The organism is Pseudidiomarina gelatinasegens (assembly GCF_004025325.1).
GTDB lineage: Bacteria > Pseudomonadota > Gammaproteobacteria > Enterobacterales > Alteromonadaceae > Pseudidiomarina > Pseudidiomarina gelatinasegens.
The window spans coordinates 235,720-250,821 of sequence record NZ_RSFE01000003.1 but is presented as its reverse complement, the minus strand read 5'-3'; the positions used below and the strand labels follow the sequence as shown (position 1 = coordinate 250,821).

The window sequence follows — 15,102 nt, the reverse complement described above, 5'->3', positions numbered from 1 at the left end:
ATTTTTGGCATAAGTAATCAATGTTGGATAATTCAATGAAGTTGCAACAGCTGCGTTATATTGTCGAAGTATTAAATCATAATCTCAATGTTTCGGCGACCGCTGATAGTTTATATACGTCCCAACCGGGAATTAGTAAACAGGTGCGCATGCTGGAAGACGAACTGGGTGTGCAAATCTTCGAGCGTAGCGGCAAACACCTTACCAAGGTCACATTGGCGGGTCAGGAAGTTATTGGCATTGCGCGCCAAATCCTCTCGCAAGTTGAAGCAATCCGTTCAGTTGCGGGTGAGTATACGCAGCCTGATCAAGGTAAATTAAATATTGCGACAACACACACGCAAGCACGTTACGCATTACCAACCATGATCAAAGATTTTATGCAGCGCTACCCAAGTGTTACATTGCATATGCACCAAGGCTCACCGGAACAAATCAGTGAAGCAGCAGCAAAAGGTAAAGCTGACTTCGCAATTGCAACGGAAGCGCTGCACTTGTATCAAGATTTGATTATGTTGCCTTGCTATCACTGGAATCGCTCTATTATTTCTCCACCAGATCATCCATTGGGGAAACTTGATAACGTCAGTATTACTGATTTAGGGCAATACCCGATAGTTACCTATGTACACGGGTTTACGGGCCGTTCAGAGTTGGACCGTGCTTTCAATGAAGCGGGTATTAAACCTAATGTGGTATTCACAGCAACCGATGCTGATGTGATAAAAACCTATGTACGTATGGGATTGGGTGTTGGGGTTGTGGCGAGTATGGCGATTGACGCGAACTATGATGCTGACTTGAAAACTATCCCTGCCGAGCATCTGTTTGCGCCAAGCACCACTAAAATAGGTTTTCGCAAAGGCACCTTTTTAAGAAGTTATATGTATGATTTTCTTGAAGGGTTTGCACCGCACCTGACACGATCTCGTGTTGATGACGCGATAGCGAAGAAGTCACAAGAAGAAATAGATCAATTATTTAAGGGCATTGAACTGCCCACCCTATAAAAGGTGGGCAGTTGGAACAACCTCTAGCATTCGATAATGTTCACCGCGAGACCGCCACGAGCGGTTTCTTTGTACTTGGTTTTCATATCGTTACCGGTATCCCACATGGTTTTGATAACCTTATCGAGCGATACCTTATGATCACCGCTACCGCGTAATGCTAAGCGCGCGGCGTTAATGGCTTTAATCGAACCCATGGCGTTGCGTTCAATACATGGAACTTGAACGAGGCCGCCAACAGGGTCGCAGGTTAAGCCTAAATTATGCTCCATACCTATCTCAGCGGCGTTCTCAACTGAACTTACATTGCCGCCCATTAGTTCGGCTAGCGCACCGGCAGCCATTGAGCAAGCAACGCCCACTTCACCTTGGCAACCAACCTCAGCGCCTGAAATAGAAGCATTTTTCTTGTACAAAATGGCAATCGCCGCAGAAGTAAGTAAAAAGCGAACAATGGTTTCTTCATCAAGTGGCGCGATAAACTTATCGGCATACTTCATGACTGCAGGAATGATACCAGCAGCACCGTTGGTTGGTGCGGTAACCACGCGGCCACCCGCGGCATTCTCTTCGTTTACGGCGAGTGCAAATAAATCAACCCAGTCCATTGCTTGCATTGGGTCAGAAGTCCGCTCATTTTTAAGCCGTTGATAGAGCCCCGGTGCGCGGCGGCGAACTTTTAGACCGCCGGGTAAAATGCCTTCGGTACGAATACCGCAATCAATGCAGTCATCCATGGTTTTCCAGATGTGCATAAGGCCTTTGCGAATATCCGCTTCACTTCGGAAAACTTTCTCATTTGCCAACATGAGCGAGCTGACCCGCATGCCGTGTTCGTTGCAATGCTTGAGTAACTCATCACAACTATCAAACGGGTAGGGGATTGGCTTACTTGACTGCTCAATAACTTCTTCGAGCGTTTCTTCAAAGTCAGCATCGCGAACAATGAATCCACCACCAATTGAATAATAGAGGTCTTTATAAATAACCTCATCGCCTTGGTAGAGTCTTAATTCCATGGCATTTGCATGGCGTGGCATGGTTTTACGCCGATGGAAAACAATGGCCCCTTCGCGCGGGAAATTTACTTCGTGCTGACCTAGCAGGTTCAGCTTTTGGCTTTCATAAGTGCTTTTTAAGAAGTCATCGACAGTTGTCGTGTCAACGGTTTCAGGTAATTCGCCAGCCAAGCCTAAAATGACGGCTTTGCCAGTACCATGCCCTTTACCGGTTTGACCAAGCGAGCCAAATAATTCAATAGCAATACCGTCTGCTTTGCTTAAACCCACAGCTTTATCTGCCGCTTGCAGGAATTCATAAGCGGCGCGCATTGGGCCCACGGTATGCGAACTTGAAGGACCAATTCCAACTTTATATATATCAAAAACACTGATCATAAAATTTTTTCGTTTCCATTAGTCATTTAAAGGGCGATAGAGTAATTGCCTTTCAGGATACACGTGATCAGCCAGTTCACGCAAAATTCCTGCTGTGGCACCCCAAATATTTCGCTGCTGATATGGGATAAAGTATACCTGATCGTAAACAAAGCGCCGCAGTCGGTAAACATAATGTTTGTGTTGGTGCAGAACTTCGCGTAACGGCACGGTGAATATTTCAGCCACTTCACGCTGTTCGCGCACAAAAGGAGCACGCGGGTTGATCAGAACCACATAAGGGCGAATTAAAAAATTACTTATAACTGGGTAATCTTGCAGTTGTCCGACTAATTGAATGTCGTTCGGATTCAAGCCGATTTCTTCTTGGGCCTCGCGCACCGCAGTGTCATACAAATCGCGGTCATGGGGCTCTTGCCGACCACCGGGAAAGCTAATTTGGCCGGCATGATGCCGCAACTGAGCGCTACGCTGCGTAAGTACTACATGCAACTCCTTGTCGCGTTCTAGCAGTGCAATGAGCACCGCAGCAGGACGCAAACGTTTCATAAGCGGGCGCTTAACCAATGGCGCTGGATGCAACTGAAACCGATGTAAAAATTCATCACGCGTCATGCTTAGGCCCACCGAATTCGGGATCTGCCAAAACAGGTAATATACGTGCCACTTTATCGCGCGTTTCTTGCAGCTCTGCGGCGCATTCAGAATCAGCCACTAAACCGCCACCAGCCCAACAATGAATAGTGCCATGGTGGCTATCATCTTGGCTGGCAACAAGCGTTCGAATTGCAATATTAGTGTCGGCATTACCATGCTTGGAAAAATAACCAAAACTGCCGCAATAATAGCTACGACGATGCGGCTCCAGCTCGTCGATAATTTCCATCGCCCTAATTTTTGGCGCGCCAGTAATTGACCCACCTGGGAAGCACTCAGCAAGCAGTGCTATGCCTTGCTGTGCCGAGTTGAGTTGACCCACTACGGTACTGACTAAGTGATGTACTGCTGGGTATGATTCAATTGCAAATAGTTTAGGTACGTGAACCGAACCCGGCTGGCAAAGTCGACTTAGGTCATTGCGTAATAAGTCAACGATCATGACATTTTCAGCACGGTCCTTGCTCGAGTTGTGCAATGCACTGGCTAGGGCGGCATCCTCTTGCGCATCGTCTGCGCGAGGACGTGTGCCTTTAATCGGCTTGGTTTCTACCTTGCCCGATGCATCAATCGCCAAAAAACGTTCAGGTGATAAAGACAGGAGGGCACCTTGCTTGAGCTTGAAATAGGCTGAAAACGGTGCGTTATTATTTTCTCTTAAACGCTGATAGGCTTGCCAGGTACTCCCTTCAAACAGTGCGCTAAACCGTTGTGCCAAGTTTACTTGGTAGCAATCCCCCGCCAATAAATAGCTTTGAACGCGACTGAACTTATCGGCGTAATCAACCGCGGTCATATTACTTTGCCACGGGGTTAATAATTTAAAGTTTGGTAATTTGGTGCGTTGCGCAACGGGTTGTTGCCAAAAGTCCTGCAGGGCCGCCAGCTCCTGCTCAGGCGCGAGCAACCAAGTTTCACCGGTGTGCCGATTCTGCATTAATGCTTGGGTGTATACACCGACGGCAATTTCCGGCAGTTGAATATCGTCTGCTGCAATATCGGGCAACTTTTCCAGCGCCCGCCCGGCATCGTAGCTCCATGCTCCCGCAATGCCCCCCTGGAATGGCAAATGTTCAGGGCCTTTATAATCAGGCACTGACGCCATCGCTTGTTCGAGCTGTTGGGGCCAGTTTTCAGCACGAGTTACCGTAAACAGAGGTTGGCGGAAAACAAAATCCCACTGGGCCGCTGCGCTATTGCAACTATCAAGCAGCAACGCCCACGGTTCATTAGCACAACGCTCAAAAAGCTCAGCTAAGGGTGCTGAAATAGGTAACTTAACCGCAACTAAAGGCACAATAAATCTCCCCTGTGTATCTGCGTCTCAGCATATCATAAAGTACCTTTTTAAGGCGTGCAGGAAACTGGTCAGCACGACCACAAAACGCTATCATAGCGTCAACTTAACGTTACCCTCTGGAAATCGAACCCAGTCAAAACTCGAGGTATTCATGGCTATTATTCGTCAGGCTGATTTTATTGAAAGCATTGAAGATGCGCTGCAGTATATTTCTTATTACCACCCCTTAGATTTCGTGCAAGCGCTCGAAAAAGCTTACCATCGTGAGCAGAGTGAAGCCGCAAAAAATGCGATTGCGCAAGTACTGACGAATTCACGCATGTCAGCGCAAGGACACCGCCCAATCTGTCAGGATACGGGGATTGTGACGTGCTTTGTGAAAGTTGGCATGGGCGTGCAATGGGATAAAACCGACCTTACCGTGCAGCAAATGGTTGATGAAGGCACCCGTCGTGCTTATATGAATGCCGACAACCCATTGCGTGCATCCATTGTTGCTGACCCAGCCGGCAAACGCAAAAATACGGGCGATAACACGCCTGCCGTGGTTCATATCGATATGGTGCCGGGCGCGAACATTGAAGTCATGATTGCTGCAAAAGGTGGTGGCTCGGAGAATAAATCGAAGATGGCCATGCTCAATCCAAGTGACAATATTGCTGACTGGGTTGTTGAAACAATGCCAAAACTGGGTGCTGGTTGGTGTCCGCCTGGCATGATTGGATTAGGCATCGGTGGTACCGCCGAAAAATCAGCTGTTCTTGCGAAAGAAGCCTTGATGGATCCTGTCGATATACAAGAGCTACTCGACCGCGGTGCACAGAACGCTGAAGAAGAATTGCGTTTGGAAATTTATCACCGCGTGAATAAGCTGGGCATTGGTGCACAAGGGCTTGGTGGCGTGACCACGGTTATGGATGTGAAAATAAAAACCGCGCCAACGCATGCAGCCTCAAAGCCTGTTACTTTAATTCCAAACTGTGCAGCAACACGTCACGCGCACTTTGTGCTTGATGGTTCTGGGCCAGCCGATCTTCAGCCACCTAAATTGGACGATTGGCCAGATATTACCTTTGAGCTGGGTGATGATGCGCGCCGAGTAAACTTGGACACCGTAACCCAAGCAGATATCGAGACCTGGAAAACCGGTGAAACTGTGTTGTTGTCAGGTAAGATGTTAACCGGACGCGATGCTGCGCATAAACGCATCAAAGATATGCTTGATAATGGTGAATCATTACCGGTGGATTTCACTAACAAATTTATCTATTACGTCGGGCCTGTTGATCCTGTTGGTGATGAGGTTGTGGGGCCTGCTGGGCCGACAACCGCGACACGGATGGATAAATTCACCGACTTGATGCTGGATAAAACTGGTATTCTAGGCATGATCGGTAAAGCTGAACGCGGTCCTGAAACAGTTGAGAGCATTAAGCAACATAAAGCGGTTTATTTGATGGCCGTTGGTGGTGCAGCATACTTGGTTGCAAAAGCCATTAAAAAGGCACGCGTTGTTGCATTTGAAGATCTCGGCATGGAAGCGATTTATGAATTTGAAGTTGAAGATATGCCAGTCACCGTGGCAGTTGATAGCACTGGCGAAAACGCTCACGAAACCGGCCCAGCAATTTGGCGGGTAAAATTGGAAGCAGCAGATGCTTAATCTCGAATTGTGGCAGTTAGCGGCGGGTGCGGTAGCATCCGCTATAGTTGGGTTCGGCGTGGCGTGGCTATTAGTCACGCCACGTGTGAAAGCGAAACACCAAGAAGCTGAGCAACAACAAGCCTTTTTGGAGAGCCAACTGCAACAATTGCGTGAGCAAGCTGAGCTGGTGCGCGGTGATTATGAACAGCGTTTACAGCGAGCCGAGACGCAGCTACAGCAGACGCAACAGCAGCGTAGCGACTTGCAGGCAGAGCTCGCTGGCGCGCGCGCAGAACTGAGTGCAAAATTACAAAGCGCGGAAGAGAAACAAAAGCTTCTTGAAGCGAGCGAAGAGCGGTTAAAAAATGAGTTTGAGCGTTTGGCTCAGCAGATTTTTGAGCAAAAATCGGAGCGCTTGCAAGCCAATAGCAAGCAAACTTTAGAAACCACGTTAGCGCCCTTCAAACAGCAACTTGAAGCCTTTAAAAGCCAGGTAACGCAGCAGCATACCGAAGAGCTAAAGCAACGTTCGGAACTGACGACTCAGGTGAATACATTACGTGAGTTGAACAAACAAATGGCCGCGGAAGCTGAAGCGCTCACGCGGGCATTAAAAGGTGATACTAAAGCTCAAGGCAATTGGGGCGAAGTGGTTCTCGATAGAATCTTGAGTCAATCCGGTTTGCGTGAAGGAAACGAATATGAAACCCAATCGCACCACCGTGATGAAGACGGTAAAAGCTTTAAACCCGACGTTGTTGTCCACTTACCCAATGACAAAGATGTGGTAATTGATTCCAAAGTATCACTGGTGGCCTATGAGCGTTACTTTAATAGCGACGATGATGCTGCTCGAGAGGCAGCATTAGCTGAACACGTGAGTTCGTTACGTAATCACATAAAAGGGCTCGGAAAGAAGAACTATCAACAGCTAGAGAGCGTTCGTACCCTTGACTATGTATTAATGTTTATTCCCATTGAACCGGCATTTTTGTTGGCTGTTGATCGCGAGCCTGAATTAATTCGTTTGGCGCTAGACAACAACATTATGCTGGTGAGCCCAACCAATTTGCTGGTGGCGCTGCGTACAGTTAATAATATTTGGCAATATGAATACCAAAATCAAAACGCGCAGATTATTGCAACTGAGGCGACCAAACTTTATGACAAGTTTGTCGGTTTCATTGAAGATATGCAAAAAGTTGGTAACGCGATCGATAGCGTAAGAAAACACTATGACGGTGCGATGAATAAGTTATCGACAGGCCGAGGCAATTTAGTCGGGCGGGTTGAGAATTTCAGAAAGCTGGGTGTGCAATCGTCCAAACAAATTGATAGCAAATTACTCAATAATAACGAAACAGATAACGACGAAGAATAAGACGAAGAATAAGACAAAGAACAATAGGTGGCGCTGTATATCGCGCCACCTGTTTTCTACAGGCCTTATTAACGCACCACCGAGCCCCACAAGTCGTATTCATCAGCGTGTTCAATTGCAACTTCAACTGTATCGCCTGGCTGAACGTTTAATTCGCCATTTAAGTACACCAAACCGTCGATTTCCGGTGCATCTGCGTAGCTGCGACCAATTGCACCTTCTTCATCAACTTCGTCGATAAGCACGGTTAGTGTGCGGCCAATTTTTGCTTGCAGGCGAGCAGCACTAATCTCTTGTTGAACTTCCATAAAGCGCGCGTAGCGTGCTTGTTTAACCGCTTCTGGCACTGGGTCAGGCAGTTCATTCGCTTTTGCACCTTCAACGTCTGAATAGGTGAAGCAGCCAACCCGATCCAGTTGTGCTTCGCGTAAGAACTGCAACAACTCTTCAAATTCTTCTTCAGTTTCACCGGGGAAACCTACAATAAAGGTGCTGCGAATAGTTAAATCCGGGCAAACTTCGCGCCACTTTTGAATGCGTTCAAGCGTACGTTCGGCAGAGCCAGGACGTTTCATCATGCGCAGAATACGCTTGTTGGCATGCTGCAGTGGAATATCAAGATACGGCAACAATTTGCCGGCGGCCATCAATGGAATCACATCATCAACGCTTGGATACGGATACACGTAGTGCAGACGAACCCAAATACCCAGTTCGCCGAGCGCTTCACAAAGTGCCTGCATGCTTGTTTTAACCGGCTTGCCATCCCAGAATCCAGTTTTATGCTTCACATCCACACCATAGGCGCTGGTATCTTGAGATATTACTAGCAGTTCTTTAACGCCCGCATTTGCGAGGCGCTGTGCTTCACTCAACACATCACCGATAGGGCGGCTAACGAGGTCGCCGCGCATGGATGGAATAATACAGAAGGTACAACGGTGGTTGCAGCCTTCCGAGATTTTTAGGTACGCAAAGTGACGCGGAGTCAGTTTGACACCTGTGTCGGGAACCAGATTTTCGAACGGAATGTGTTGTGGCTGCGGCACATATTTATGAACGTGTCCCATAACTTCTTCGTAAGCATGCGGGCCAGTAATCGCCAGCACATTAGGATGAACTTCACGAATCTCGTCGTCTTTTGCACCAAGGCAGCCTGTGACGATAACTTTGCCATTTTCATTTAACGCTTCGCCAATCGCATCTAAAGACTCTTGCACCGCGGAGTCGATGAATCCACAGGTATTTACAATGACCATGTCGGCATTATCGTAGCTGTTAACGATATCGTAGCCCTCAGTACGCAGCTGGGTGAGGATTCGCTCAGAGTCGACCAAGTTTTTAGGGCAACCTAAACTAACAAAGCCAATACGTGCCGCTTCATTCGGGGCTTTAGAGGGTTGGAAATTTTCGACAGTCATTCGTGCGCTCGCAGTTTGCGTTAAAACGCGAATTATACCACGGCTGATTTAACGTTGCCTATTCTGGTTGCAACCAGGTTTGTTGGGCTTGCTGAAATTTAGGGTTGTTTTGCACTGCCGGGATTATTTGGTTAATGCGCTCAATGGTGTCTGCTCCCCAACTGTTGCGTGTACAAGCAACAGCACCAATGATCTCTTCACCGGCCAATTGTGCGATGGGTATAAAGGCGAGGGCACGACCTTCAGTTTCTTCATAAAAGCGCTTTAGCATCGGGTAATCAATAGTGAAATCAAGACGACTGCCCAAAATCATCGACATCATGCTGGTGTTGGCAGTTTCCCCCGAAAGGTCTGTATGTTTTGACGTACCAATTAAGTGTTCATCAAGAATAGGCTGCAATTTACCGTATAAACGGCCCACAGGTTGACCAAACCGATACGATTGATCGGAAAGCATTGCTTTTAAATCAACCGGATTACCATATTTTGACGTGAGCTCGCCAACGAGCTCAGGGCGGGTAATAATGCCATGTGATGGATACGCATAAGTCGGATCAGAATACTCAATGAGGCTCTGTTCTTCTTGCCGGTGAATCATGCATGGATAACAAAGGTTTTTTTCTTGCTCCCACAGCATGCCAATGCGCATTTGTGGCAAGTACTCAATTTTATGCTCTGATTCGGGCATCGCATCAATCAACGCATTCACAAATGCATCGCAAACACCCTGCTGTGCGAAGGGGCCGGTAACAATGTGAAAAGGTGGGGAAATGTTTGCGGCCCACGTTATTTCATGATCACCCGTCCGCTCTGATGCACTTCCGAACAGAGGAAGTAACAGGGCCAAACTAAGTAATCCTTTTTTTATCATAATGTTTAGTAAATGTTTCGTTGCATAATGTAAAAATAATAATCAGGTTAACGAATGATTACTAGCCCCATTCGTCGCGAATCTTATGTGATCGACCCACATTGCTGTTGCGCCGCAAACAGCAACAGGAATCATGACCAAATTTACCAATGGAATACTGGCAAGTACCGCAACAATACAACCAAAGGAAAGGCTTTTTCCAGAGCGCTGCCATAATTCAGCACGCATGGTTCGAAAAGGTACTTTGTGGTTATCAAAAGGATAATCTGCGTATTGAATAGTCATCATCCAACCGCCAAATAAGAACCACAATAGTTGCCCCAGCACCGGTACGAATATCAACAACAAACCGAAGCCTAAAATACGTGGTATGAAATACAGGATTTTTTGAAATTCGCGCCCAATGATACGCGGGATGTCGCGTATCATGCCCGAGACGCCGCCGTCCGCCGGACCGCTACCCGTTAATTGAAATTCTACTTTTTCGGCTAGCAAGCTGTTGAATGGCGAGGCGATAATGTTCGCTACACTGGTAAAAGTAAGTGCAAATATGAGTACGATACCAATAACAATTAATGGCCACAGCAACAGTTCCAACCAAGCTAAATAATCGGGCAACCAGGCCATTAACTGGCCAACCCACTGTGTGGTGTAGTGAAACGTTGCGTAGATAGCAAAGCTAAATAATAGGATGTTGATACTCAAAGGAATGAGTACATAACGGCGAACACCTTTTTGAAAAGCGAGCTCGAAACCGCGGGCGATATAACTACCGCCGAATTCACTGTAAACGGGCATATCTTTCCACCTAAATTCTAATGTTTACGTACATCTTTACGGTACTGAAGTATAGCGTGGTAAAGTGTTAAAATTTGCTTGAAAATGTAAGGCTTAGTTAACCATTCTAGAACGTGTAAAGCTATTACAAAATTTCCAATTATCTGCTAATGTCGAACGGACAGTAAAACACTGGATGTTTCTTCAACTGGTAGCGAACTCACAACGATTATAAATGCGCCTAAAACACATTAAATTGGTCGGTTTCAAATCGTTTGTCGACCCAACCAAAGTGCCATTCCCACACCAAATGACGTGTGTTGTTGGGCCGAACGGTTGTGGTAAGTCGAACGTCATAGATGCGGTACGCTGGGTTCTTGGTGAGAGCTCGGCGAAAAACCTCCGTGGCGATGCCATGACCGATGTCATTTTTAATGGTTCAAACTCGCGCAAGCCAGTTTCACAAGCCAGCGTTGAATTGGTTTTTGATAATTCTTCCGGCCGTATTCAGGGTGAATACGCAAATTATGCTGAAATATCAGTAAAACGACTCGTTACACGTGATGGCCGCTCCGACTACTTCCTTAATAATAGCAAATGCAGACGTCGGGATATCACCGATTTATTCCTAGGCACCGGGCTTGGGCCGCGTAGTTATGCCATTATTGAACAAGGCATGATTTCGCGACTTATTGAGTCTAAACCGCAAGAGCTGCGCGTTTTTCTTGAAGAAGCCGCTGGCATCTCAAAATATAAAGAGCGTCGCCGCGAAACCGAAAACCGCATGCAACATACCCGCGACAATCTTGATCGATTGAATGATGTGCGTGACGAATTAGGTACGCAGCTAGATAAGTTGCAGCGCCAGGCTTCAGCCGCCCGCCGTTATAAGGAACTTAAAGCTCAGGAACGCAAGTTCAAAGCCGAACTTCAAGCCTTGCGTTGGCTTGCACAAGAGCAACAGGCCGAAAGCATTCGAACCACCATTCGCGAATATGAAACAGAGCTTGAACGTTGGCTGGCTGAGCAGCGTGGCAGCGAGCGCGGTACCATTGAGTTGCGTGAATTGGCTGAAGAAACCAAGCAAAAGCTTGACCAAGTACAGCAACATTATTACCAGTTGGGCAACGACATTACGCGTACCGAGCATGAGCTGCAGTCTCACCGTCAGCAGCAACAGCAACGTGAGCAACGCCTGGGTCAACTGCAGGCGGAGCTGGCCCAACATGAACAAACATTGGCAGCTGATGACGAACAACGCCAAGAACTCGAAGCTCAGCGTCAACAGCTGCTGCCAGAACAAGAAATCGCAGAACATGCTTTAGAAGAAGCAACCGCACGGTTTGAAGCGGATGAAGCAGCTTGGTTGCAGTGGCAGGATGACTATCAGCGCCATTTAGATGCACAGCAACGTCAGCGTGAACAGTTTCAGCAGGTGCAATTGAAACAGCAGCGCATTGAGCATCAACAGCAACGCGTTCAGGACGACTTGCAGCGCACCGCCATTGAACTCGAAGAGATTAAGCAGCAACAAAATGAGCTGGTCAATACCGATTTGCGACAACAAGTTGAGCAATTGAAGTCGCAGCGTGAACGATTGCAGCACGAGATAACGGTAATAGAACAGGGGCTAGCCGAATCCCAATCGAAATTAAGTAACATGCAACAGCAGCGCGAAACCTTGCAAATGGAACAACAACGTCTAATTGGGCGGCAAAGTTCACTGGAGCACTTACTCCAAGCTGCCCAAGCCAAAGACTGGCCTCAGGCTGTAAAGACCTGGCTTGATCAGCAAGGTATCGAAACATTGGGGCAAGTTCGTGATCTACTGACGGTTGAGCCAAACTGGCAATATGCCGCCGAGCAGGTAGCCAGCAATTGGATGGACGCATGGGTTCTTGCGAGCCGCCCGAATGACTGGCCGCAACAACTTGGTGCGCAGTTGGTTGTTCTTGCCAATAAGGCTCCACCGGAGCGTAGTCTAGCGCGTTTTGTTGAAGGGTCTTTGCAACAATGGCCGGTGTTGCAGCAGCTTGAATGCATTGATGACGCGCTGCATGCTGCACACCCAACTGACGCAAATATGGCGCAGATTTCTGCAGCCGGACAGTTATGGACTGCAAAAGGTTATCAAGCCGCGAGTATTGATCCCGGCGATAGTCAATTGGCGCAGCAACATGAATTAACACAAACGCAGGAAACGCTTCGGCAGTTAGAGGTAAAACTGGCCGAATTAGTGGTTGAGCAAGACCAGTTAAAGCAAGCGATTTCAGAGCAGCAACTGAACCGTGACACAGTGCGTGAACAATTGAGCGATATTCAAGCACAGCACGCCAGCCTCACCGACAAACTTACATGGCACCAGCAGCAACGTGAAAAATTAACGGAAAAGCAGAATGCTATTGCGTTGCAGAGAACCGAATGGCAAGCGCAATTAGAGCAGTTACAGCTAGAAAGCGAAACATTGCATGCTCAAGCCGAAGCCATTGAATTGCGGCAAACCGATGATGATGAAAATGAATGGCAACAACGCCGCACGGGCCTGCGAACGTCACGGCAACACGCACGCGAATCAATGAACTCAGCACAGAATCAAGTGCAACAGTTTACGATGCAGCTTCAGCAAATAGAATCCCAGTTGACGCACCATCAAACGCTGGTAAGTCGTGTGCAACAGCAACGCCAGCAAGCGCTAGAGCAGTTAGCTCTGCTGGATGCACCTGATAGTGATGCACAGGAAGAACTCGAGGTGCTTGCTTTGCAGCTGGAGGAGCTTATTCAAAGTCGCGAGCAAGTAGATGAAGAGCGCCGAGAATGGGCCAATAAATTAAGCGAGCAAGAAGCACAGATTCGTGAGATAAGTTCAGGATCTCAAGGCGTTCAGGGGCAAATTGAAAAAGTAAGAGCAAAGCTTCAAAGTAGTCAGATGGAGCTAGCAGCACTGCAGGAACGCACGCGCAACGTGTTAGCGGTATTGCAAGAAATGCAGCAACCGCTGAAGCCAGTGCTGGAACAACTCTCTGAAGATGCAAATGAAAAAGCTTGGCAAGCCGAGCTAGAACGTTTACAAAATGCAATACAACGCCTTGGCGCAATAAATCTTGCCGCAATTGATGAAGCAGAAACGTTAGCGGAGCGGAAGCAGTATTTGGATCAGCAAAATGAAGACCTCTCGGCCTCATTAGAAACGCTTGAAAGCGCGATACGTAAGATTGACAAAGAAACACGGCAGCGTTTTAGAGCAACCTACGATGCGGTAAATACCGGGTTGCAGGAGCTGTTTCCTAAGGTGTTTGGCGGCGGCAGCGCGTATTTAGATCTTACCGATGATGATTTGCTGGAAACGGGGGTAACCATTATGGCTCGCCCGCCAGGTAAGAAAAACAGCACAATTCATCTGCTTTCGGGTGGTGAAAAAGCTTTAACGGCTTTATCATTAGTGTTTGCAATCTTTCGTTTGAATCCGGCACCATTTTGTTTACTTGATGAAGTGGATGCGCCATTGGATGATGCTAACGTTGGGCGTTTTTGCCGCTTGGTTGAAGAAATGTCGACCACGGTGCAATTTATTTACATTAGTCATAACAAAGTGGCTATGGAAATGGCATCGCACTTGGCAGGGGTGACCATGCAGGAGGCTGGGGTGTCGAGACTGGTCGCGGTTGATATCGATGAAGCTGTGGCGCTCACAGAAGCGTCCTAAAAATAATAACGAATTAGCAAGTGAGTAGCATGTTATGAGTACGATGCAGATTGTTTTTAGTATCATCGGGTTAGTGCTAATCGCCGCGATTGTGGGTCACGGTGTTTGGACCATTCGCCGCAATGAAAGGCTCCAGCGCGAACGTGTCGAGGCTATCGAGAAAAAGCGTCGGCAAGCGAGTTCGAATGGTTTCGATGATGATGGCGTAGGCACTGTGCGAGTGGTTAAACGAACCTCGCCGCAGCAGGCCGCGTCAGAGACTGCGCCAGCCGATTCAGACAAATCCGAGCAAAAGCAGCAACCCGAGCCACCAATTCGTGCAACTGCCGATGATTCTGATATTGAAATCCCTGAAATGAAAGTTGAGGCAGCAGAAGCTCCCGAGCGTAAGCCTGCGCCTCGGAAAACGGTTGCAGCTGCCGCACCAAAAACAGTAGAGGAGCCGTTGCAACCTGCGCAACAAAGTATGGATCTTCCGCTTGAACGCAGTGACGACGAGCCGATTCTTAATGAAGAACCCGAAGAAGTTATCGTATTGCATGTAACAGGTGACATACAAGGTGCGGTGTTGTTGCAGCAAATGACTGAGCTTGGCTTTAAATTTGGTGACTTTGATATTTTTCATCGCCATGTTGATACAGCGGGGAATGGCTCCGTGCTGTTTAGTCTTGCCAACATGTTTAATCCGGGCAGCTTTAACATCGATACTATCGAAACCTTCCAGACAGATGGTGTTGCACTATTTTTGGCATTACCGATTAAAAGCAACTCATTGCAAGCCTTTACTATGATGCACAATGCGGCCGTTAAGCTGGCCAATGCAATTGGGCGCGGACAGGTGCTCGATGAGCACCGAAACCCATTGACGCGTCAAGCCGTTCAGCATATTCACCAGCGCATCCGCGAATTTGAGCGTAAACGCCTAATAAAACATACCTAA

Annotated in this window: 11 protein-coding genes; 5 read left to right on the top strand and 6 right to left on the bottom strand. The window is 47.7% G+C overall.

Annotation, left to right across the window (positions count from 1 at the left end; genetic code table 11):
• The first annotated feature begins 35 nt into the window (after nt 1-35).
• A complete protein-coding gene (cysB, locus tag EGC76_RS05375; RefSeq protein WP_128351981.1) occupies nt 36-1,010 on the top strand; it encodes an HTH-type transcriptional regulator CysB in 975 nt (324 codons plus the stop codon).
• 23 nt (nt 1,011-1,033) lie between these two features.
• On the opposite strand, the gene EGC76_RS05370 is transcribed toward cysB, so the two are convergent.
• The 3 genes from EGC76_RS05370 to pabB are packed head-to-tail and all read right to left on the bottom strand — an operon-like array spanning nt 1,034 to nt 4,361.
• The gene (locus EGC76_RS05370) at nt 1,034-2,407 is read right to left on the bottom strand and encodes an L-serine ammonia-lyase (protein WP_128351980.1); all 1,374 of its coding nucleotides are present in this window, start codon (nt 2,405-2,407) and stop codon (nt 1,034-1,036) included.
• Nucleotides 2,408-2,425: 18 nt separating this feature from the next.
• Nucleotides 2,426-3,022 (bottom strand): CoA pyrophosphatase, encoded by a 597-nt coding sequence (locus EGC76_RS05365; protein ID WP_128351979.1) that lies wholly within the window; start codon nt 3,020-3,022, stop codon nt 2,426-2,428.
• Nucleotides 3,012-4,361 (bottom strand): aminodeoxychorismate synthase component I, encoded by a 1,350-nt coding sequence (pabB, locus tag EGC76_RS05360; RefSeq protein WP_246013908.1) that lies wholly within the window; start codon nt 4,359-4,361, stop codon nt 3,012-3,014. The genes EGC76_RS05365 and pabB overlap by 11 nt, the downstream gene beginning before the upstream one ends.
• A 154-nt stretch (nt 4,362-4,515) precedes the next feature.
• On the opposite strand from pabB, the gene EGC76_RS05355 reads away from it, so the two are divergent.
• Entirely contained in the window at nt 4,516-6,027 is a 1,512-nt protein-coding gene (locus EGC76_RS05355) for a fumarate hydratase (RefSeq protein WP_128351977.1), read from the top strand.
• Nucleotides 6,020-7,390 carry a DNA recombination protein RmuC gene (rmuC, locus tag EGC76_RS05350; protein ID WP_128351976.1) on the top strand — a complete coding sequence of 457 codons (1,371 nt, stop codon included), beginning with the start codon at nt 6,020-6,022 and terminating at the stop codon, nt 7,388-7,390. The genes EGC76_RS05355 and rmuC overlap by 8 nt, the downstream gene beginning before the upstream one ends.
• A 68-nt stretch (nt 7,391-7,458) precedes the next feature.
• On the opposite strand, the gene rimO is transcribed toward rmuC, so the two are convergent.
• The 3 genes from rimO to cysZ are packed head-to-tail and all read right to left on the bottom strand — an operon-like array spanning nt 7,459 to nt 10,480.
• The gene (rimO, locus tag EGC76_RS05345; RefSeq protein ID WP_128351975.1) at nt 7,459-8,811 is read right to left on the bottom strand and encodes a 30S ribosomal protein S12 methylthiotransferase RimO; all 1,353 of its coding nucleotides are present in this window, start codon (nt 8,809-8,811) and stop codon (nt 7,459-7,461) included.
• 58 nt (nt 8,812-8,869) lie between these two features.
• Entirely contained in the window at nt 8,870-9,682 is an 813-nt protein-coding gene (locus EGC76_RS05340; RefSeq protein ID WP_164876799.1) for a hypothetical protein, read from the bottom strand.
• Between the two features lie 42 nt (nt 9,683-9,724).
• A complete protein-coding gene (gene cysZ, locus EGC76_RS05335) occupies nt 9,725-10,480 on the bottom strand; it encodes a sulfate transporter CysZ (protein ID WP_128351973.1) in 756 nt (251 codons plus the stop codon).
• A 214-nt stretch (nt 10,481-10,694) separates the two neighbouring features.
• On the opposite strand from cysZ, the gene smc reads away from it, so the two are divergent.
• Both smc and zipA read left to right on the top strand, forming a co-directional pair.
• Nucleotides 10,695-14,162 (top strand): chromosome segregation protein SMC, encoded by a 3,468-nt coding sequence (gene smc, locus EGC76_RS05330; RefSeq protein WP_128351972.1) that lies wholly within the window; start codon nt 10,695-10,697, stop codon nt 14,160-14,162.
• Between the two features lie 34 nt (nt 14,163-14,196).
• A complete protein-coding gene (gene zipA / locus EGC76_RS05325; RefSeq protein ID WP_128351971.1) occupies nt 14,197-15,102 on the top strand; it encodes a cell division protein ZipA in 906 nt (301 codons plus the stop codon).